The organism is Pedobacter suwonensis, assembly GCF_044762335.1.
Taxonomy (GTDB): Bacteria; Bacteroidota; Bacteroidia; order Sphingobacteriales; family Sphingobacteriaceae; genus Pedobacter.
Genome location: NZ_JBIWEB010000002.1, coordinates 378864 through 400949, shown reverse-complemented (window position 1 = coordinate 400949; position 22086 = coordinate 378864). Strand labels below are relative to the sequence as shown.

General features: G+C 38.9%; 21 protein-coding genes. 13 read left to right on the top strand and 8 right to left on the bottom strand.

Translation table 11 applies throughout. The features are described 5' to 3' along the window. Window positions 1-36 precede the first annotated feature (36 nt). Window positions 37-1134, bottom strand: a complete 1098-nt coding sequence (locus ACIQXP_RS05220) for a hypothetical protein (protein ID WP_265797816.1) — start codon at window positions 1132-1134, stop codon at window positions 37-39. Between the two features lie 1253 nt (window positions 1135-2387). On the opposite strand from ACIQXP_RS05220, the gene ACIQXP_RS05215 reads away from it, so the two are divergent. Together ACIQXP_RS05215 and ACIQXP_RS05210 are read left to right on the top strand one after the other, a co-directional pair. Continuing rightward, window positions 2388-3248: a helix-turn-helix domain-containing protein gene (locus ACIQXP_RS05215; RefSeq protein WP_387504726.1), complete on the top strand. Its 861-nt coding sequence runs from the start codon at window positions 2388-2390 to the stop codon at window positions 3246-3248. 78 nt (window positions 3249-3326) lie between these two features. After that, on the top strand, window positions 3327-4442 hold the full coding sequence (locus ACIQXP_RS05210) for an FAD-dependent monooxygenase (protein WP_387504725.1): 1116 nt from the start codon (window positions 3327-3329) through the stop codon (window positions 4440-4442). Between the two features lie 134 nt (window positions 4443-4576). Here ACIQXP_RS05210 and ACIQXP_RS05205 read toward each other — a convergent pair whose 3' ends face one another. Next, a complete protein-coding gene (locus ACIQXP_RS05205; RefSeq protein WP_387504724.1) occupies window positions 4577-5410 on the bottom strand; it encodes a transporter in 834 nt (277 codons plus the stop codon). Window positions 5411-5739: 329 nt separating this feature from the next. Here ACIQXP_RS05205 and ACIQXP_RS05200 point away from each other — a divergent pair, with 329 nt between their 5' ends. The 6 genes from ACIQXP_RS05200 (at window position 5740) to ACIQXP_RS05175 (ending at window position 10577) form a co-directional block, all read left to right on the top strand. Beyond that, on the top strand, window positions 5740-6306 hold the full coding sequence (locus tag ACIQXP_RS05200) for a Crp/Fnr family transcriptional regulator (protein ID WP_387504723.1): 567 nt from the start codon (window positions 5740-5742) through the stop codon (window positions 6304-6306). A gap of 68 nt (window positions 6307-6374) precedes the next feature. After that, the gene (locus ACIQXP_RS05195; protein ID WP_387504722.1) at window positions 6375-7442 is read left to right on the top strand and encodes an NAD-dependent epimerase/dehydratase family protein; all 1068 of its coding nucleotides are present in this window, start codon (window positions 6375-6377) and stop codon (window positions 7440-7442) included. Window positions 7443-7597: 155 nt separating this feature from the next. Beyond that, a complete protein-coding gene (locus tag ACIQXP_RS05190) occupies window positions 7598-9016 on the top strand; it encodes an SDR family oxidoreductase (protein WP_387504721.1) in 1419 nt (472 codons plus the stop codon). A gap of 6 nt (window positions 9017-9022) precedes the next feature. Continuing rightward, on the top strand, window positions 9023-9178 hold the full coding sequence (locus ACIQXP_RS05185) for a DUF2256 domain-containing protein (RefSeq protein WP_293742669.1): 156 nt from the start codon (window positions 9023-9025) through the stop codon (window positions 9176-9178). A gap of 71 nt (window positions 9179-9249) precedes the next feature. Next, window positions 9250-9789: a lipocalin family protein gene (locus tag ACIQXP_RS05180; RefSeq protein WP_387504720.1), complete on the top strand. Its 540-nt coding sequence runs from the start codon at window positions 9250-9252 to the stop codon at window positions 9787-9789. 416 nt (window positions 9790-10205) lie between these two features. After that, entirely contained in the window at window positions 10206-10577 is a 372-nt protein-coding gene (locus ACIQXP_RS05175) for a response regulator transcription factor (protein ID WP_387504719.1), read from the top strand. Between the two features lie 84 nt (window positions 10578-10661). Here ACIQXP_RS05175 and ACIQXP_RS05170 read toward each other — a convergent pair whose 3' ends face one another. Further along, window positions 10662-11144: a BLUF domain-containing protein gene (locus ACIQXP_RS05170; RefSeq protein WP_387504718.1), complete on the bottom strand. Its 483-nt coding sequence runs from the start codon at window positions 11142-11144 to the stop codon at window positions 10662-10664. A gap of 215 nt (window positions 11145-11359) precedes the next feature. After that, window positions 11360-11638 (bottom strand): hypothetical protein, encoded by a 279-nt coding sequence (locus ACIQXP_RS05165; protein ID WP_387504717.1) that lies wholly within the window; start codon window positions 11636-11638, stop codon window positions 11360-11362. Between the two features lie 314 nt (window positions 11639-11952). Between ACIQXP_RS05165 and ACIQXP_RS05160 the strand changes: the two genes are divergently transcribed. From ACIQXP_RS05160 to ACIQXP_RS05150, 3 genes are all read left to right on the top strand, one after another. Next, on the top strand, window positions 11953-12609 hold the full coding sequence (locus ACIQXP_RS05160) for a response regulator (protein WP_387504716.1): 657 nt from the start codon (window positions 11953-11955) through the stop codon (window positions 12607-12609). 475 nt (window positions 12610-13084) lie between these two features. Then, a complete protein-coding gene (locus ACIQXP_RS05155) occupies window positions 13085-13588 on the top strand; it encodes an RNA polymerase sigma factor (RefSeq protein ID WP_293742674.1) in 504 nt (167 codons plus the stop codon). Between the two features lie 140 nt (window positions 13589-13728). Further along, window positions 13729-13920, top strand: a complete 192-nt coding sequence (locus ACIQXP_RS05150; protein ID WP_387504715.1) for a hypothetical protein — start codon at window positions 13729-13731, stop codon at window positions 13918-13920. A gap of 454 nt (window positions 13921-14374) precedes the next feature. Here the strand turns inward: ACIQXP_RS05150 and ACIQXP_RS05145 are convergent, their stop codons facing one another. Both ACIQXP_RS05145 and ACIQXP_RS05140 read right to left on the bottom strand, forming a co-directional pair. Further along, window positions 14375-14629 (bottom strand): hypothetical protein, encoded by a 255-nt coding sequence (locus tag ACIQXP_RS05145; RefSeq protein ID WP_378938446.1) that lies wholly within the window; start codon window positions 14627-14629, stop codon window positions 14375-14377. Between the two features lie 233 nt (window positions 14630-14862). Next, a complete protein-coding gene (locus ACIQXP_RS05140) occupies window positions 14863-15681 on the bottom strand; it encodes an alpha/beta hydrolase (protein ID WP_387504714.1) in 819 nt (272 codons plus the stop codon). 241 nt (window positions 15682-15922) lie between these two features. On the opposite strand from ACIQXP_RS05140, the gene ACIQXP_RS05135 reads away from it, so the two are divergent. Both ACIQXP_RS05135 and ACIQXP_RS05130 read left to right on the top strand, forming a co-directional pair. Next, window positions 15923-16441 (top strand): protease, encoded by a 519-nt coding sequence (locus ACIQXP_RS05135; RefSeq protein WP_387504713.1) that lies wholly within the window; start codon window positions 15923-15925, stop codon window positions 16439-16441. 239 nt (window positions 16442-16680) lie between these two features. Then, window positions 16681-17100 carry an SRPBCC family protein gene (locus ACIQXP_RS05130; RefSeq protein WP_378938440.1) on the top strand — a complete coding sequence of 140 codons (420 nt, stop codon included), beginning with the start codon at window positions 16681-16683 and terminating at the stop codon, window positions 17098-17100. A gap of 207 nt (window positions 17101-17307) precedes the next feature. Here ACIQXP_RS05130 and ACIQXP_RS05125 read toward each other — a convergent pair whose 3' ends face one another. Both ACIQXP_RS05125 and ACIQXP_RS05120 read right to left on the bottom strand, forming a co-directional pair. Further along, window positions 17308-20826: a M1 family aminopeptidase gene (locus ACIQXP_RS05125; RefSeq protein WP_387504712.1), complete on the bottom strand. Its 3519-nt coding sequence runs from the start codon at window positions 20824-20826 to the stop codon at window positions 17308-17310. Next, entirely contained in the window at window positions 20823-21722 is a 900-nt protein-coding gene (locus ACIQXP_RS05120) for an ABC transporter ATP-binding protein (protein ID WP_387504711.1), read from the bottom strand. The genes ACIQXP_RS05125 and ACIQXP_RS05120 overlap by 4 nt, the downstream gene beginning before the upstream one ends. Window positions 21723-22086 lie beyond the last annotated feature (364 nt).

The window sequence follows — 22086 nt, the reverse complement described above, 5'->3', positions numbered from 1 at the left end:
AATCACGACTATATTAAATTAGCCTCAAAATATTTTTTAACTAATTTGATTTTTGTTTAATTCTTGAAGATTTTCTTCTAACTTCTGTAATCTGGATACTATTGGATTACTAACAACTCCCTTAAGTCGCGTACTATCTTTAAATTCGTTAAAGCAGTGTTCACACTTATGTACTTTGTGAGGAATAAATGCATCTTCACCGACATCAAAGTGATCTTTATTGCATGCAGGACATGTTAGGGAAATAATATGTTTAGTTAAAAATGAAAAAGATTTCTGCACCATAAATACCCTCACCATTAAAGGGTCTAGAACTATGTCGTCTATTTCCACACTACCATATGTGTCATCGCTTGAGGGTAACGGTGTTTTGTCTGCAAAAAGATGTACATGAATTCCTGCTTCTTCTGGTCTTTTCGCCGTCCAGATAATTGCAGGATTTGAAGCCCAAATTTGAATACCACCAGGATAATCCTTTTGATATACTTTTAGTGGAAGATTTACATTTTTGATAGTTCTACCTACCATTTTATGTTGAAATTCATTTTGGAGAGCAACCACTGGGTTTGATATACCAGGTTCAGAATCTATAAAATCCCTACCACAAAAAGTACAAAAATGTTTTTTATGATAATGGACTGCAAACCAGTCTGCATCAACATGAAGCTTCCCACAATGGCGACAATTTATCACCTTTAATTTACGTTCAAACAAGACGGATGCAGTATAAGCACAAGCAACATACTCATCAATCTTTACCCAGCGTTGCTCCTCAAAGAGATCCTTAGAAGACTTGATGTACACTTCCTTATAAGTCTTATCCACCTCTTTTTCTGAATCTTCTTCTCGCCTGAGATGCACATGCACACCCTTTTCTGACACATCTCTCTTGGTATCATATATTGCTTCGAGGGAACCCCAAACACCTACTCCACCGGGATAATCATCCAAATCAATATATATCTTTTCGTCCTGCGTAATTTCAGGTTGATTTGCTTTCTCACAAATATCTAATTGTATCCCACCTGGACCTCTAGCCGATGAGAAATGGGTAAAACACCACCAATTTGGGTACCCATTTCTTAGTTTAGTTTCTGCCCTTATCGAACATTTTGAGATAGTATTGGCTTCCATTATTATTCTATATTAGCATAAAGTTACGAATTCGGGAGGTATTGTATAGTATTTAAGGCAAAATAATTCTACCATATATTTAGTACAAAAACCTAAGTAGAATTTATATGAAACCACTTTGTAGCAAATTCAATCAAGCCCAGCACTTGATTAATTACATCTTTAGGTTAAAATTATGATTTGACTCTTCAACGGATTGCTTGTTTCTATTTCTCGCCACCAAAACTTTACTTTGTAAATAGAAATGGAATAGGGACAGAACAGGATAAAATCGATTTGGAAAATTCCCTAATTCCCCTGACCGATAAACGTTTAAACGGTAATGTAAAAAAATCGCGAACCGCAAGAAAAAACAAAAGACTAAAACTTTGCAGATAGACTTTTGCCCAACCGCAAGCTATTTATAACCAATCTTGATCTATGCAATAATTCAATATTGTTAAAATCACACTACTTCAAAAGGCGATCTTACTGTTCTGGCAGTGGATAGCCTTTTCGTCTTTGTTCATCAGTGCTAACCCGTACACAGAAGCAAGCCTATTTCGTATATTACGATAATATTTACTATATATTCAGCATTTCTCTAATTAAAATTTTATTAATAATTCGAAAGAGTTCTTCTCAGCTGAGAATATGAAATTATAATAATAAATTGGGTGATTATGCGAAGTCAAAGTGACTATGGTTTGCGAAAATGCTTATATTTAGTTAAACTAAAAAAACAGAAAATAAATCTAGCTTTTCAACTAAAATTATTTACGTAGTATAGTTAATTAAAGAGTGTTCTAAAAACCTCCCGAATTATTAGAGTGAAAGATTTTTAGAACACGATATTTTTACTTTTTTTGGAAATTTTGGAGTTCTTTTTGCAACTTATTTTTCTCCAAAATCCTTTCTAAAACCTCCAGGAAGCCAGAAAGGTGTTCTAATGATTTCCCGTACACTGTACATAAAAAAATCGAATAAAAACCTTTCAGAAATGAGAGGTTTTTGTTTTTCTATCCATCTGATTGCTACTGGATGTTCCCTATTGTCGGGAATTCTACGTTACCTACACCAGAAGAAGTTAATCCTCATCACTTTTTTAAAACATTGGACTTGGGTAAAGCCGGAAAAGCCATAAACGGCAATGTTTAAGGGGACCATATGGTGAAATAAGATATTCCAGGATAGCTATATTTTGGAAAAAGGTGAGAACAAAGTTGGTTATATTTAAACTTTGATTTGTACAATCAGGCTTATGCAAAGTAATCGTGGAAAAAATACCGGTTAATCCAATGGACAATACCTCCAGCCTGGGTATCGCTATCGATAAAAACGACTTTAAAAAGATCGACTTTATTACTACTGCCGAAAAAGAAACCGCGATCAGGGCGCACCGGGATGAAGGTTATACCTTTCATATTCTCGAAAAAGGGCAGGTGACCATAGAAATTGATTTCAAAACCTATAAAGTTACGGCTCCGGCCATCGTTTTCCTCCATCCGGATCAGGTACATTGCATGCACGATATTGATGATATCTCTGTATCTTCGATGTCCATCCAGAATGAATGCCTGAACAGAAATTACCTCAACCTATTACAAGACCTCACTCCCACCGCTCCCCTCCCGCTAACTACGGAAACCTTTAAGATAATTTCAGAACACTTTTCACTTAGTTTAAAACTGTACCGCAACAAACAAAATAGACTTTACCATTTGTTGGTAAAAGATAGCTGTAACGCTTTAGCTGCTTTGTTGATAAACGCATTTTTAAGTGATAAAAAGGCTGAAGATTCTTATTCGCGATTCGACAGCGTGTCGATGTCTTTCAGGAAGTTACTGGAAGAAAAGTATGTGGTATTGAAACGGCCCAGTGAGTATGCAGCATTAATGCACATCTCTGTTCCTTATCTAAATGAATGCGTTAGAAAAGCAACCGGCCTTTCCGCATCGCGGCTGATCCAGGACAGGGTGATCCTGGAGGCGAAAAGGCTTCTCTACCATACCGATAAATCGGTAAAAGAAATTGCGTTTCATTTGGGTTATGCTGATTACCCTTATTTCTCCAGGTTGTTTTCCAAAGCTACTGGCCGCACTGCAATGGGTTTTAGAAATAAAAACATCGATTAGTCCAATACTTGCTTCGATCTGCTCTTTGTCGCTTGCGCTAAGTTGCAGAATTTCGCGCTGTATTTAAACTCCAATAAAATGAAACGTAATCAAAATGTGCTGATATCCGGTGCAAGTTTTGCTGGTCTTACCACTGCCTATTGGATGCAGCAGTCAGGCTATGATGTAACAGTTATAGAGATCGGGGCTTCGCTCAAAAAAGGCGGCACTCCCGTAGATATCAAGGCGGATACCATAGAGATCGTTAAGAGAATGGGAATTTTCGAACAGATTAAAGCCCAGCGGGTAGGTCCGGAAAAATGGGAATTTAAAAACGCTACAAACCAAACGGGTTACAGTTTAATTTTAAAACGCCCGGGTGAAGAATTTCCAGACACCGAATTTGAGATAGAGCGGGATACTTTGCTCGGGATGATATACGACCTCGTTAAAGATAATGTAAGATTTATATTCAATAACAGTATCGAACGGTTAAACGAATCTGCTGATGAAATGGAAGTTACGTTTAGAGATGGTTCATCAGAAAAGTATGCATATGTATTCGGCTGCGATAGCATACATTCAGTGGTTCGTAAAATCTGGTTTGGCCTCGAATCGGAGTATTCGCATTTTTTAGGTCAGTATTTTTCAATTGCAGTGATCGATAAATTATTGGTTGAAAACGGTACTTATCAAATGTATTCAGAAGCGAATAAGGGCGCAGCGCTTTATGCCCATAACACTAAGACAGATATCATTTTCACCTTCAGACCCAAAAAAGAAATCAGCTATGATTTTCGCAATCAGCAGCAATTGAAGAAAATTGTTTCTAATCAGATGAAAGGCATGAGCTGGCGGGCTGCTGAATTGGAAGCCGAACTTTTGCAGGCATCTTCTTTCTATTTTGATAAATTTTGTCAGATCAAAATGTCCTCATGGACAAAAGGCAGGGTAGCACTTATAGGTGATGCAGGCTATTGTGCTTCCCCGGCCGCAGGTATGGGAGGCTCGCTGGGAATTATCGGTGCAACCGCACTTGCAGATGCATTTACAAATGAGGGACACGACTTTCAAAAGGCTTTCAAAACCTACAATAAAGAATTCAGGCCTTTCATCGAGCAGATTCAGCAAGAAGCGGTCTATACCCTTGATAAACTATTACCCGCCACAGAGCAGCAGGCACGCGAAATATGGAAAAATGGAATTGCTTTTTAACACCAAAGATTTAATAAGGATCCACGATCGCAGCGGAACACGATGAGAACAGGTGAAAAGGATAAACTGCCGTGCTTGCAATTGATACAGGAAGTGGCTGTTCTCGCAGATTCATGTTTAGTTTTTTTGGCTTACTAAATCCGGACGGCTATGCCAAGAAAGTATTTTTTCATCGCATCTTTCTGGATTCCATAATTAACACCGCCATCGATCTTTATGTCATGTGCGATTTCTACCTGGACCGCAGCATTAAAAAAGTTTGAATAATGATGTTGTTTAAAATCGTAGGTAAAGTAAGTTTCAGCTATACCTGTAATGGTTTTCCCGATCTCGTGGCTAACTGTTAGCGACTGAAGGTATTCCACATGCTTTTGGTCGCCAGAATTATCTTTTAAATGATCAAGCTCCACTTGCGTGCCAACTTTCCAGTCTGATGGTAATTTAATCTGCATGGGCACAATAAGCCCCTCTTCAAGTTTGCTGTTACCAAATGCTGCTGTCGGCAATGTAACATAGGGCAGTAACGCCATTGAAAAATTGCCTTTATCATTCCCGATCAGATTTTGTTTAAGCCGGAGATTTATATCGCCGAATCCTTTACTATTCTCAACTTCTCCTGTTTCATTATTCCTTTCTTTTTGCCAGGTGTAGGTTTCAATGCCCACCTGCAGGGATATGCTGCCGGTAAGGCCCATTTTGAGGTTGGCCCTATTGATCACCACCGTTTTTTGTGAGGAGGATTCCGATCGCTCGCGTTCCAGAGCGAACAAATCACTTTCATACTGAAAATGACCTGCATCCACCGTAATGGCAGATTCGGTAACGTCTGGCCGATCTGTTTCCATTTCCCTGAGTTTTTCTTTCGGTACGGGCGAAAATATAGAGTAAGGCTTTTGGGCAGTCTGTGCCAGAATGAACTTCGGCATCATAAAAATCACAATAGCGGTAAGTAGATATTTTGGGTTCATATTTCAGTTTTTCTGATACTGCCACGTTCAGATTCTCGTTGCAGATAAATTTTGTCTGATCGCATTAATAATGATATAACAGTAGTGAGTTATTTACCTTAACAGCATGGGATGAAAGATTGTTTTGCATGCCAGAGAAGCGGAGAAGTCAAACTTGCCAGACGAGATTTCCGGTTGTCCTCCAGCTTCGCCACAATTAATAATCTCTACATCGTTGGCGGCCAGTTTTTCGCGCCATTGCTGTAGACTAACCAACTGTCAAACAATTCATCCAATGATATAATTAAAAAAGCCTGCCAGTTGATACTTGGCAGGCTTAACTTTGTAACATGTACGAGAAATTATTTAAACTTCTATCTGCAAATATAACATCAGACGATACGGCCTTATGCAGGCAATATTTTGAACCTGTACTTTTCACAAAAGGCCATGTCCTTGAAAAAGAGGGAAAAGTTCCAGGTTACCTATACTTTGTGGTATCTGGTTTTCTACGACTTTTCCATTACGATGAACGGGGAGAAGAAGTTTCCACCCATATCAATTGCCCACCGGGTTTTATTACTTCTTACTTCCACTTTGCCGATCAGACGAAATCAAGCGAAAACCTCGAATGCATTACAGACTGCGCATTGTTGAGGATTACAAAAAGGAACCTGGATATACTGACACAACAAAGCATGTTGTTCAAGGATTTCAGTATATCTGTTTTTCAAAAATCACTTGCTTATAACAACAACCGCTCAAAAGAACTGGCAACCCTAAGTGCCGAAGAACGCTATCAGAAATTGATGCAAGACTATCCGGATATTCTACAGAATGTCCCTTTGCAGTATATTGCCTCCTTTCTTGGAATGAACCCCAAAAGCCTGAGTAGGATTCGAAAAAAAATTCATTAGGTAACATTTGCGAACCGGATTTGAAATAACCCTGCCGAATTTTGTGCTATCATTTCAAATACTAAAAGATGGCAAAAAAAAATTTAGCATTGGATACCGGTGCAAACGGTCACCTGGGTAATAACCTGGTCAGATTACTGATCGAAAAGGGCATTCCGGTACGCGCTTCAGTACGCAATATCGAAAACAAAGAAGCATTTAAAGGATTAACATGCGAAGTAGTGCGGGCTGACATTAACAACAAACAGTCATTGATCGATGCATTGCAGGATGTGGAAACATTTTATGCTGTAGGCGCAATGTTTAAGCTATGGGCTAAAAACCCGAGAAAAGAAATCTACGATGTAAACCTTTTTGGGACAAAAAATACGGTTGAAGCTGCCGCCGAAGCAGGTGTAAAGCGGATTGTGTATGTAAGTTCGATTGCAGCTTTGGATTATACCATACTTCCGGCCAAAGAAAGCAATGGTTACAATCCAGACCGAAGGGATATGTACTACAACTCAAAAAATGACGGCGAAAAACTGGCGTTTGAGCTGGCTAAAAAACATAATATCGAATTGGTTGCTGTGTTACCTTCTGCAATGATAGGCAGCAAAGCATTTGAGCCACTGAATGTTTCCTACAACATCATCAGCCTCATCCTGAAAAAAGAAATTCCAGTTGAAACCAATATTACCCTGAATTGGGTTGATGTAAAAGATGTAGCCGAAGGCTGCTACCTTGCCGCTACGAGAGGCAGGAATGGCGAACGGTACATTTTGGCAAACGAAAAATGCATGTCGATAAAGGAAACTACCAAAATTGCCCAGGAACTTTTCCCGGAACTGCAAATCAAATTACCGGCAGCTGTTCCAAAAGCCATACTTTTTATCATTTCATGGCTGATGGAAATTGGAAGTAAGCTAACCGGAAAAACACCTTTGCTTACCCCCAAAGACATTGCCATGTTTTCCGGACTTCAGCAAGATTTTGATATTTCCAAAGCCAGGACAGAATTAGGTTTCAACCCTAAAAAGCCGGTACAAGCTGTGAAAGAGGCCATGTACTATTTGTACGACCGACAAAAATTCCTGCTAATTACGCTCAATGCATGTTCCGGGTCGGTTGAAATGGCCAACACAATAAGCAATTGACAATAAACAATTTATGCTTTTAACCGATGCCGATTCATTATTTCTCAGAAATATGCTCATGAGTTCTTAATTTTGTATCAAAGCCCGTTTAAAGTTATCTTCCTATCTGGCAAACATAACATGCAGTTAAATGTTCTTAACATTAAAATTACGGTTTGAACATACTACTCACCGGGGCAACCGGATATATTGCTCAGCGATTGCTTCCAGTTCTTTTAGAACAGGGTCATACTGTTTTTTGCCTGGTTAGAAATGCAGCCCGCTTCGACCAGAACAAATTTAGCCGACATGCTAAGATCACTGTTATCGAAGCTGACCTCATGAAACCTGAAAGTTTACGATCACTTCCAACAGATATCGACGCAGCTTACTACCTCGTCCATTCAATGAGCGGAAACAAAGACTTTAGCGATAGTGAGGCAAAGTCTGCCCGAAACTTTTCAAAGGCGATTAGCGAAACTTCGGCAAAGCAAATTATTTTCCTGAGCGGAATTGTAAACAGTACTGAACTTTCAAAACACCTGGCCTCACGCAAAAAAGTGGAACAATTGCTGGGCGAAGGCAACGTTCCCCTCACCACATTGAGGGCCGGAATAATTGTGGGTTCTGGCAGTGCATCATTTGAAATTATACGAGATTTAGTAGAAAAGTTGCCGATTATGGTTGCACCTAAGTGGTTACATACCAAATGCCAGCCAATTGCCATCCGCAACGTAATAGAATTCCTTTTCAAAGTGCTGCTAAAAGAATTCACCTTTGGTAAACATTATGATATTTATGGCCCCGATATATTAAGCTACAAAGAGATGCTGTTACAGTTTGCAGCCGTTAGGAAGCTGCAAAGACGCATCTTCATTGTACCGGTTATGACACCCAGGCTCTCGTCTTACTGGTTGTATTTCGTCACGTCAACCTCTTATAGTCTTGCCCGGAACCTTGTAGACAGCATGCATATAGATGTAGTGGCCGATCCCAATCATTTAGCAGATGAACTCGACATCAAATTGATTCCATATAAGCAAGCTATTGAACTGGCCTTCCAGAAGATCGAGCAAAATATGGTGCTCTCAAGCTGGTACGATGCGATGGGAAAAACCTATTCGAAAGAGATGATCAAAAAGCTGCTCGCAGTACCAAAAAATGGCGTGTTTGTAGATCGAAAATCAGCTCATACCAAAGACCGGAAATTGGCTACAGCAAGAATATTTGCCATTGGCGGACGATCGGGATGGTATTATGCAAATTGGCTATGGAACTTCCGGGGTTTCCTGGATAAATTATTTGGTGGCGTGGGACTCAACCGTGGAAGAAAAAATCCAACAGCCATCAGTACAGGTGAACGGCTGGATTTCTGGAGGGTAATTTATTCCAATACCGAAGAAAGCCGCTTATTGTTATATGCTGAAATGAAATTACCGGGTGAAGCCTGGCTGGAGTTTAAAATAGTGGATGATTGTGTTTATCAAACAGCTACTTTCAGGCCACTTGGGTTAGCTGGTCGATTGTATTGGTATGCCGTGCTACCCTTCCATTATTTTATTTTTAACGGCATGATCAAAAAAATTGTCTCTTAAACCTGTATGAAAGGCGTAAAAAAACAGCATCTTCCCGAAAAAAACTGTCCGGTTTGTAACCGACCGTTCATGTGGCGCGCCAAATGGGCAAAAAACTGGGACGAGGTAATCTATTGCAGTCAAAAATGCAGGCGCTCAAAAAATGCAGTAACACTGGAGTAAATCCATTTCCGCTTCGCGCATATCAAAACATTTGCGCTTCGCATTTGTTGGGCTTATTTAAAATGACCATCATGAAAAAAACATATAGAAATACACTTTTGTTCGCCACATTGGCCATCCTGGCAGCAGCCTATACCAGTTGTAAGGTTTCAATTCCAAATGGAGCGACAGCGGTTAAACCATTTGATCAGGATAAATACCTGGGTACCTGGTACGAAATTGCTAGAATGGATTTTAAATTCGAAAAAAACCTGAAAAGTGTAACCGCAACCTATTCAAAAAATGACGATGGCTCTATCAAGGTAGACAATAAAGGGTATGACATGGTTAAAAAGAAATGGAAGCAGAGCATCGGAAAAGCCAAATTTGTGAAAGGTAATGACGAAGCCCGGTTAAAAGTTTCATTTTTTGGCCCTTTCTATGCTGGTTATAATGTAATTGAAATTGATAAGGACTACCAATATGCCCTTATCGCCGGAAATAACCTGGATTACCTTTGGATACTATCCCGAACAAAACAAATTCCTGACGGGGTAAAAGCAAATTATTTAAAAAAAGCAAAGGATCTTGGCTACCAGACAAATGAACTGGTGTGGACTATACAAGATTAGGACGAGGTAAAGGTAAACTGTAATAGCGAAAACTGCGATATATATCAGCTGCATTTTGCATAAACCTCGCGAATAATTTTTGCCAGATCTTCAATTTATGTAATTAAACTAATCTGCTACAACACAACTCCCGCTTTTAATTTGTTTAATCTCAAAAAATACAGGTATTAAACGCTATACACCGTATTTATACCTGCAAGCTAAGACCAGCCTGGATTAGCGATTTCAATCATCATCAAGGAAATATCCCGCTCTATAAAAGATTTGAAGGGTTTACACCCCAATCGCTTTGCTGTGGAAAACAAAACTCGTTCGCGCGATCGCATTACAGCATTGCGGTAAATACCTGAAGCGGTTTTGTATTGATAATCCTACATAATAGTAGTATCTTAGATACCAAGTTAAACCTAAAACGTATGCCCAAAATTCTTGTACTAGATGATGACCCAGGCAATGCGGAAGTGATGCAGATGGTGCTGGAAAGTGAAGGTTTTCAGGTGAAGCGCATTTGCCAGTCGGTAGAACTTGAGCCATCAATGACCAGCTTCTGCCCAGATCTGGTTTTAATGGATATCCTTTTGGATGCAAATGATGGACGGGATATCTGTAATGATCTTAAAGCAGATCGCAGTACCAGTCACATTCCTGTAATGTTAATTACGGCTATGCTGGAATCACAGGTAAGTAATATCGCCTGCGACGCGGACGACATTATGTTTAAACCTTTTGACTATGCCGCTCTGGTTAATAAAGTTAAAAACGTCTTGCACAGAGCAGCAACAAATTAGGCGAAAGAAGATCCAGACGGCCAGCTGTTGTTTTAATAACATTGATGAAGGGTTTATCTTCAGCCATACTAAATTGAAGTGCATTTAACCACTGCTATGATCTTTATCGTTCGCTGATTCTGAATTTATAAGGTAGAAAGAGCACATAAAATCGGCTGTTTTATTCGCATCAGATAAATAATGTGTTACGGATGTATCATTAAGATGGAAAAAACTAGCAACATCACTGTGCTGGTTGGCATTTAACCGACTAAAGCCCATCGACCAGGCTGGAGAACTCCGTTTATGCCAGAATCCTGAACCGAGCAGAAGGATACCTCTGTGGCGGTCATCGGAGCAGATACTGCTGTACATAGCTAAAACTTGCGCTTTTTCACCGTCCAGAAACTGGATCAACCGCCCTTCGGTTTTGGTAATAAATCTGCCTTCCATATAGCGTAGCAGTCCTGTTATTCCAAGTGCAGAGTTATTACGGCGTGACTGCTGCAATAGCAACAAAAGGTCCTCATCGCTTATGAGTCGTGAGGCTATGCTGGTATAGACCAAATAATAGATTCCTTTAGACATAAGGATAGGGTTAGCTTACACATTAACAAAAATAGTGAAGGAATTTCCTGCCTTACAAGCTACAGTTTTAGAAAATTCAAATTCAATCAGTATTGCTGTCACAGGTAAGCTAACCAGGATTTATCAGAAATTTAGCTATTGCTAAAGTTTCTCTTTAAAATCCTGAACCCGACAATATAATTCATTTATAATCAAACCAATATTTTCGATTTAGATTACTCTGTTTCTTTTGGATCATTATTTGAGGTAGAATTTGGCATATTTCCAGCCTCACCAGGATTACCTTTATCCGGATCCGCTCTCGCCTCTTCAGCTCCGTAATCACCTTCGCCCATTTCGCGGCCAAGCATACCTGCACCATCTTTCACTTTCTCTAATTCACTGCTATCATTGCTACGGTGGCGGGGAATTTGGTTATCGGGCATATTTGAGTTTTCTGCGGTCTGATCTGCTTTCGGATCCGCAAGATTTTTATTTTTGTGTTCTTCTTCCATAATGATTATAGTTATTTATCACATAACAGGTAAATAGTCTGTGATGTTTTCAGTTAACGGTAAAAATCATTTGCATAGCCCTGATAAGACATCCAAAACCAGCAAGTTTATTCGCTCCGGCCATCAGTCAAAACTTTTGAGCAGATAGAGCAGTTCTATATATATCAGATTATGGTGAAGGAAATGAAGTTGATTATGAGAAAACCTGATCAATGATTGCCTGAAACATAACGGCGTAAAGATAATTAAGCATCTCAATTAAATATTTTCGCATACGATCATAAGCACTTTAAGTTATATCAACTGTAATTAATATGAACAAATTAAAAATAATCCTTGCTGAGGATCATAACCTGGTAAGGAATGGGATTAAAATGTTACTTGAATCGCAGGCTGATATTGAAGTGGTTGCCGAAGCCGATGATGGTAAGCAGGTATTAAAACACATTGAATCAGGCGTGATTCCAGACATTGTTCTTGCAGATATCAATATGCCTGAAATGGATGGCATCAGCTTGATAAAAGCCATGAAATTTACCCATCCCGATATCAAAGTAGTGATTCTTTCTATGCTGGACCATGAAAAATATGTGATGCAGGCATTTATGGAAGGAAGCTGTGGCTATCTTTTGAAAAATGTGAACGAAAGCGAAATGCTTTTCGCCCTCAAAACCGTGGCCGGCGGAGCGAAATACCTCTGTGTAGAATTAACGGAAACACTGCTTAACCGTTTTATCAACGAAACTTCTTCCCAACCAGAACAGGAAGAAATGCAGGTAGATCTTTCCATGAGGGAGATTGAAGTGCTGCATCTGGTTGCAGAAGGCTATACCAACCAGGAAATGGCAGACAAGTTATTCTTAAGTAAACGCACAATTGAAGGACACCGCCAGATGCTGATTGATAAAACGAATTCAAAAAATACGGCGTCACTAATCCGTTTCGCAGTCGTAAATGGCTACTTGAATTAGTGGTTAAATCACAGTTTATCAGAAATCTTGGTTCTATAAAAAATAAGACATTTTAAAGCCAATCACAAGGGCGTCGAGTTATTATATACTGAATTGTCATCCCAAGAAATAATGTATCGTGCAAAAATCAATAGGATCGACAGATAAATTTTATCAGCTAATACTCCTTGAGAGACCGTAATAACGAACGCACCAGTGGATTCTGCCAGTGGCAGGTTAATTTCTTTTGTAAAATCCAATCTGGGTAAGGTATCGTCATACGCACATTCTACGTCGACGCTCGGGACTGACCTTTATATATTTCTATATCATTTATACGGCCTAACCATGCGGCTTATACTCCGTGAAGTTGTTGTTTACACCCATTATTTCAACATCTATGCAATGTCTAAAACCAAAAAAAAATAAAGGAGTTCTGTTAGGTAGTAAACGTTTACAGACAGAATATTTTTTAAAAAGGTAAAAAAAACAGATCATGGAACAAGAGAATTTCTGTTTGGCGGCAGAACATTACAAACAGTCGTTACTGGCTCAGGCACTTAAACTCACCGCTGATGAGGACGATGCAAAAGATCTCGTGCAGGATACGCTGATCAAAGCAGTCGGATCTTGCAGTAGCTTCGCAGAGGGAACCAACATCAGGGGCTGGTTGTATGTAATCATGAAAAATACCTTTTACAACAACTGTTGCAAACAAAAAAGACGCACCGCCATTTGGGAAAGTGATGATTGCCTTTACGATCAGAAAATGACGAACAGTCCGGTTAAAAATCTTTCAGAAACCAAAATGGTCCTGGAAGACATACAAAAGGCAATGAGTACGCTAAGGATAGATTATCGGGCTGCATTTCAGCGATATTTTGAAGGCTACAGCTATGACGAGATTGCGCTCGAACTTAATATCCCCCTGGGAACAGTAAAAACCTATATTTATCAGGCGCGCCAAAGTTTAAAAAAATACCTGCGCATTTACCATTGAGGTATTATACTGTAGACCTGAAAAATAAAGTTAAAAAAATCTGGTTAGTATGCTGCCATATAGCTATTGGCAACTTGCGGTGAAGGCGCATAATCATTGAATTGGCAGCATACAGGTCCAAACTCAGAAATTAATATATCGTGGGAAGAAAAGAATGTACATCCGATGTAAAAAGTTCAAAAGTCAGTCATACTGACGACAATGAACGCTGGCAGATTGACCCTTTAGCAGATTATAAAAAATCCAGCAAAAAAATGAAGAATTGGAAACAGGAGGAAGATGATAAAAAAGGCTCGATGAGCTTCGACGAATGGTCCGTTTGCTGGCCATAGCGACATAGAATCCGTATCAACAATCATCTGAACATTAAACAGCCGTTTTAGCAAGATCAGTTGAACCTGTCTTTAATTCAACCAAACTTTACCGAAACCGCCTATGTTCATTATTTAAAATCTATCATCATGAAAAACAGCGTTTTGTTATTGCTGCAGTCAGTATTCAGTTCTGGCACTTTTGCATAGCATTTACAAGACACAGCCGGAATAAAAACCCAAAAAACTCAACAAATGCAGGATCACAAAAGAACCCGATACGATGAAAAGTAAGACTGTCCAGCGTGAAGTACTTATGTAAATTAAAAGGAGGCTGGGTTATAAATAAAAAATTTGTCATCCTGAACTTGCCGAAAGAACTCTTTAAATATTTTAAAGGCATTTCGACAGGCTCAACGTGACAAATTGATGGTGAAACCGTAACTTACAGCCTCTTTTTACAACGACAAAGTTTTTAGCTTAAAATAATCTGGTAATTCACATTTACTCTTTTCGGATAATTGCTTTCTTCGCTATTTAGCGAAACAAATGCGGCATTGCCATGAACTTCATTTTTCAATGCATGTTCATAATGTGCCTGGATTTCTTCCTTGTAATCATTCTGCAAACCCTTTGTAGTTTCTGCTAAAAGATTTCTATCATTCAGGTTCTCAGGCAATAATGTAATATCGCAATTTCCTTCAGTGATTTCTTTGACTAAGTATTTCATTTTGGTTTTAAATCTTCGTTTCCTGTTTATAAATAAGATTTCAAGAAAGACCAAAAATAGAGTAACTCTTTAGTTTGTATGTAATCTAAAAGTTAATTTTTAGAGCTGCGCATGTACCGGTTAAATCCGGGAGATACGATCAGAATTTACAATAAACTTTCATATAGAATATTGTTGTAAATATTCCTGATTGATAAAATAAAAAACGGCTTAACCACCGGTGAATGGATGGCTCAGGGCTTCTGATTAAAATAATTACTTAAAAAAACACTTTGAAATTTGATTGCATTTGCCCAGTAATCCCAATTGTGTACACCAGGCCTGGTGGTAAAATCGTGCTGAATATTGTTATATAAAAGCTCATCGTGCAGGCGAACGTTCATTTTATAGAAAAAATCGTCAACACCACATTCAAAGGCGATGGCCAGTGCCCCAGGCTTAATTTGGTAAATCATGTCAATTACACTATTTTGTTTCCAACGTTTAGGAAATTCATCCTGCTTGCCCAGCCTTTTTGAGATCTCCCAACCTTTCGGAAAAGGTTTAATATCCACACCGCCGCTCATGCTGCCAACTGCACCATATATATCCTGGTGTTTAATGGCCAGGTAAAGTGCGCCATGTCCGCCCATACTTAACCCGGTAATCGCGCGTCCCTTTTTCGTGGCAATAGTTTTATAATTTCCATCGATATAGCTTACCAGTTCGGTAGCTACATAAGTTTCGTATTTCCATGCAGGGTCTACCGGACTATCGAAATACCAACTTGTTACATTACCATCAGGGCATACAATAATAAATTGATATTGGTCAGCCAGATTTTTTATGCCCGGCACTTTTTTAGCCCACTCTGCATAACTCCCACCTGCTCCGTGAAGCAGATAAACCACCGGAAAAGCCTTTCCTGTTTTATAACTATCAGGTTTAATCACCACGGCCTTGATATTTTTTTTCATTGATTTGCTATAGGTTAAAGCGGTATCTACTTCTGCAGCACTGATGACCTGATTAAACAAAAACAGACAGGCAATCATTAAAAAACTATTTTTCATGGCTAATTTTTAATCATTAATATATGTTGCTAAATTTATAAAATAAACGCTTAAGCCTGCTGTTTCAAAGTTGAATTAAAAGGGAGATCAAAACAGCTGACCTCAATTTACCATTCTGAACTACCAAATTAATGGTAATCTATTGAATAAAACTATTATGATGCCACAATCAATTGTTTTAGTTAAATCAATTTCAGCAAACAATATCAACTCTTATTTGCTTATACCAACAAAACAACCCATGAAAAATATCAGAATAATTATCCCGGCACTCCTGCTCTTGTTTTCCGCCTGTGGCGAAGCCACCAGAAACACCGCAACTAACAAAAATGAAAATGCCGGTCAAACTGCTGCCGGAAAAACCGATTCACTGGAAGTTAAACTAAAAATAAATGGCAATGCAGTTAAAGGCGAACCTTTGTTATTGCGATTTGTGGTACTTAACAACACCGATAGCGCTAAAAAATTCTGCATCTGGCATACCCCGTTTGAACCGTTACTGAGTAGTTATTTAAGTATTACCAACGAAAAAGGAGAAGAAGCACCATACAAAGGTGCAATGGCTAAAAGGGTTATGCCCCCACCCGCCTCTAGTTATACAGAAGTAAATCCTGGAGACAGCCTGGTGGCAAATGCCGATTTACTTAAAGCGTACGACCTAAAAACGGGAGCGAGCTATAAAGCTGTTTATACAGGTGGAAACATGAGCGGTTTAGTTTCTAAAGACACAGTTACCTTCACTTATAATGAGATACGTTAGTTGAATTTTCCCTGGTTCCAAATGCTCAACTTGACAAATTATTTGTGCTTGTATGGGAAATTTAAAAACAGCATTCCCAAAGATATGTGAGGCATATCAATTTAACTGTCCTTAGAGATCGAAAACACTAACACCTGGCGATCCCAATTTACAGTAAGAAAACATTCATTTCTTCATCTACACTTTTTGATAAGCAAAACTTATTTTAACTTTATTTAATAGATTTAGACCGTTAAAAAATGGAAAACAGCTTATCAATTACTGTAGAAACTACAGTCCATGCACCAGTTGAAAAAGTTTGGGAATTTTGGAACAATCCTGATCACATCACCAAATGGAGTTTTGCTTCCCCAGATTGGCATACTCCTTATGCCGAAAACGATTTAAAAGTTGGTGGAAAATTTAAGAGTACCATGGCTGCAAAAGATGGCAGCGCGAGCTTCGATTTTGTTGGCACGTATACCACTGTTGATGTGCATAAAAAAATCGAATACACCATTGAAGATGGCAGAACTGTGATTATTGTTTTTAATGCATCAGGCAAAAAAACCAGGATAACCGAAACATTCGAGGCCGAATCTATTCATCCTGCAGAAATGCAGCGCGATGGCTGGCAGGCCATCCTGGATAACTTTAAAAATTATACAGAAAAATTGTGAATACATGGTTGTTATAGCTCCCGGGCTGACAATCCACAAACTGGCTATCATTCAAAAATTTCGATATAAAATCCTCATCTCGACCTAAGCAAAGCGAAGAGATCTTCGGACTATATTAAAAGACTCTCTCCGCTACGGCCTAAGGAATGAAATTATGCACATATGTTTAGAAGGTATGCTTCGTCAATATATCTTCATTTTATCTTATTATTTAATAATAAAAACATTATCACTTCTATCGGTATCTAATAGGTATCGATACGGATCAATTGCTATTGTTTTTGGTTTTTGATTAACGATAATTGAAAGCATTGTTTTATGCTTTCTGATATGAACTTTTTGAAAATAAATCGGTTTGGTATCTGGGTGCCAATCCTTTTCCAATGCATTAAAGCAGGCCAGGTCTATTTCCAGATCCGGCAATTGCCTGCTGCTATCGCTTAACCTTTCTGCATGTACCAGCACATCAACCTGATATTTCCCACTTTTCAAAAGTTTACAATCAAGTACTTTCACACCAGTTTTGTAAGTCACTACATCATTAAAACAATCGTTGATAAACTTTCTATCTCCAGGTTGAGACTGATTTAACAATATGCTTACCAGATCAGCAGCTGTTGCCTTAGGCTTAGGGTATCGGTGTTCCTCAATTAGCTGATGCAGTGCGCTGTTAAATTGCTGTTCCCGCATTCTCTCTTTTATGGCATACATCATCAATCCACCCTTTTGGTAATATACGTAGGGTTGATCTAAAGTTTTGGCCAGCGGCAATTCTTCCTTATTGTAATTCCGGTTCAAAAAATAGAGTTCATTATCGTATGACATATACTTTCTCAAGTACATTTTACCAAAATTCTTTTCAATCAATACATCTTCAGTGTATTTAGCAAGTGATTCAGTGAGCATGGCATAACCGGCACCGTCAGCAGGAGTCAGTATATTTGCCCACCATTGATGAGCAGTTTCATGTGCAGTAATGGCATAACTTTGGTTAATCGTGCCCAGCTCACTGTAGTTGCCCAGAAAATTAATGTTCTCTGCGCTGAAAATCAGCCCCGGATAAGCTGTAGCTGCACCTTTATATTGTGGAATTTCGGCAATGGTTAGTTGTTTAGCCGGATATTTTGCAAAATGAGCATTGCCATAATCTAATGCACCTTTGAGGGCCTGAAACATACTTTTTAAGTTATATTCCTGACCCGGCTGATAATAAATACTTAAATCAACCCCTTTGTGTTTTTCTTTTTTCAAAGCATATTTTGCACTGCTCAGTGCGAACATGAAATTAATGGGAGCGGCAGTTTTGTATTTAAAGTATTTACGGTTATTGATATTCCAACTTTGTTGCAACTCGCCAACAGTTACTACCTGCTGATCGATATCGGTAGAAATAGTCGTTTCAAAGTCGATTAGCTGATATGCCCGCTTAAATGGCGGCTTACTGGCAATTTCGGGCAAACCTGCCTTTTCACGTTCCTGCCTATCTTTAACTTCAATGTGATAACAGTATCCCAGTTGTGGTACAAATTTCTCTAATTCGATATAAGTACCATTATTAACAACCGAATTTTCCGTGTCGAAAGGTGTAAATCCATTTTTGATGACTTCAATAGAAAACTTCATCAACATTTCTCCACCGGGCTGTAGAGGCTTTTTTAACTCCAAAAATTGTTGATTAAAAACCTCATCCCTTGCAGTTTTCTTGATTCCAACTATATTTACCGAGAATGAGCGGACAGCCGGATCAACAGAGACCCATATTTTAAAAATGGGTTCATTTGACTCATTTTTAAGCAAATACGTTCCATTAACTGTATATTTCCCCTCGGCTGGATATAAATCTACATTGGTTTTAATTGCTTTGATCACGGGTTGGGCAAGATTAGCCAATGATTTATATTTCTGCTCATAAGCCAGGCGCCAGTTCAATAGGGCCTGTCTATTCTTGTATTTGCCAATAAAATTGGTTTGGTGATAAATAAATGCAGCACAGAAAATCCAGATCAATAATGCCGGGCTGATAACCCAGATATGTTGCTTCAAAGCCAAACCCATCGATCTGAATCTTGCTTTAATCGTTATCTCAACTAAACGTTGCCACAAGCCAATAGTTAACACCGCTACAACCGTTGCAAAGGCCAACCAGTATAACATGTACCAGTTAAACGCATGGGTATAGTAGCCAAAACCATTAAAATAAGAGTGTTGGAGATCCGGAACGGCAGCAAAACGAAACAGATAATGTTCAAGGCCAAAGCGTTCCGCATAAGTGATCATGAAAACAATTATCAGATTCATTAACATGCCGAGATATTTGTTTGCACCTAAATTCTGAATAAAAACCATGAGCACTACGAAAAGCAACAAAGGAAACGCGCTGTAATAATATAAAGATAAATAGGATGACAATTCGATCTGGAAATAGCCGTGGGTGAGTTGCAAAATAATACCGATTCCAATGTTTAAGGTTACGAGGAGAAAAACAAGTCCGAAAAGGCTCAGGATTTTTGCCATCCAGAATACTGAATCCGGAACAGGGTTGCTATAAATGATGGAATGGATATTAACTGATTTTTCCCTGCAAATGCTTTCAGCGGCATAAAAAATAATTAAAATCAGTCCGAATTTCATGGAGCGTATTTCTTCTATAATAATGCCGGTTGCCGGATAGCTATGAATGCCATAAGCGCCGCTAAACAGCCGATCTTTTAACTCTGTTCCGAACAAAAATACCCACAGCAAGAGCATCACCATAACGGGAATATTTTTAAACAGAAAGATCAGCTCCAATTTAAGCCGGGCAATAAAGGCTCTGAAATGATAAGCAATACCACTCGGTACAACTTTTAAATTGCGATAGGAAATTAAAGTTGGATATGCTATTTTATCGGCTTTAACCTTTAACTGTTGCTGTTGTGCTAACCTAAAATCAAACAAACGATAGCTTATCACTATGATCAGGCTTGTAAAACTGATCCACAAAATCCTGTTGATTAAAAATGTGCCTTCGAAAGGAAATAACTGGCAATTGCGTTGTGGAATAGTCCATGTCCTGGTTTCGCCAAAAAACGAAGCCAAAGCAAAAGGGTCTAAAAGTACAGGCAAAATATCCGCACTGCCTGCTTTGTTTACCGATGTAGCCAACAATGGCGAATCGCCCAGGATAGAAGCAAGCATGTAAAAAATATAAAGCAACGCGCCAACCACATAAATGGTCCTTACACTCTTGGTTTGTATGGCCGTACAAAATAAAATTCCTGCCGAAAACAGCACATTTGGCAAAGCAAAAATCAAAATAGGCTGCAGATAATAATACAGGTGAAATGTACCCAGCTGATTTTTATTAATAAAAAAAGAACCTATATAAATGCCCAGGGCTGCCAGTAACAATAAGCTAAAAACTGCAATGATTAAGCCCGATAACCTGATGCCAAAATAAGGTAGCTTTTTAATTGATGTGGTAAAAACAACGGCTTCCATTTTATGCATGCTATCTCGTAGCGCAACGTTGGCACTAAATAGTGTGGCCGAAAAAATGGAGCATAAGGAGAGCAGTGCCATGATATTAGTGATGACATAAGGTGAATTTTTATGTACTTCGTCTGAGCCAAATCCACCCTTTACTGCGCAAAAATAGCCCAGTAGCAAAAACAGAATTGCTGCAACCTTAAAAGATATCTGCCCGAAATGATATTTCAGCTCAAATTTCAATAAATCTGCAATCATTTCACTACCTCCTTGTTTAAATTGACTGCGCCAGATAAGGAAGAAAAATATACCTCTTCCAAACCCGGATAAACAGATTCGAAACCTGATGCTGGCAATTGATCTGCCAGTACAAACACATGAAACTTACCCAAAATAACTTTAGTAGAAATTACGTTAAAAATGGATGAATAGTGGGGCAGATTGATCTTATCAATTGCCTTTCGCCATATTTTTCCACTTAATTTTTCGGTCAGTTGCGAAGGTTTACCTTTTAAAATCAACCTGCCACTCGCCATAACGGCCATCTCAGCACAAAGGTCATTCACATCCTCTACAATATGAGTGGACAAGATTACTACACGGTTGGTGCCGATTTCACTCAAGAGGTCATGAAACCTGTTTCTCTCCTGTGGATCAAGCCCGGCAGTAGGCTCATCAACAATAATTAATTGCGGGTTACCCAACAAAGCCTGTGCAATTCCGAAACGCTGTCGCATACCACCAGAAAACGTACTGACGGATCTCTTCCTGGATTCAAATAAATTGGTCTGCTGCAGCAGTGAGGTCACCTGCTCCACTCGTTCACTCTTAGTTTGTACCCCTTTTAAGATCGCAAGATGATTTAGTAAATCTATAGCTGAAATATTTGGATAGACACCAAAATCCTGCGGCAGATACCCCAATTTGTCTCGCATCTCCTGGGGATTCCGCAATACATCGTTACCATCAAAATGGATCTGCCCGGCGTCTGGCAGTTGCAAGGTGGCAAGCGTACGCATCAGTGAAGATTTTCCCGCTCCATTAGGGCCCAATAAACCAAACATGCCGTTTGCAATATTTAGTGTAATGTCATCAAGGGCTTTTACCCCGTTTTGATAAGATTTTGTAAGTTGCTGTATGCTAAGCCGTACCATATTAAATAATTAAGACAGCCGCAAATTAGACCGATTAACCTAGTCTGTTAAATTTTAGTGATGAAGGAAGCTAAAACGGTGATAAATGGAAATAATAAATATGATATTACTTTCATCACGAAAAACAGGCCTTTCATCATCTAAATTTCAGCATGACTTAAAACTTTAATAACTTTAGAAATTAGTTTGACAAGGTATCAAAACACATTTTTAACGCTTTTAGCAAAGATCCTTCGACAAGCTACCATTGACAGAATCCAATAGTTCGGTCGTCATTCTCGCGCATGCGGGAACCACGAAGTGCTCAGTGAAGCTAATCTTAATGAACGTTTTAAGATTCCCAATCAAGTTGGGAATGACGATT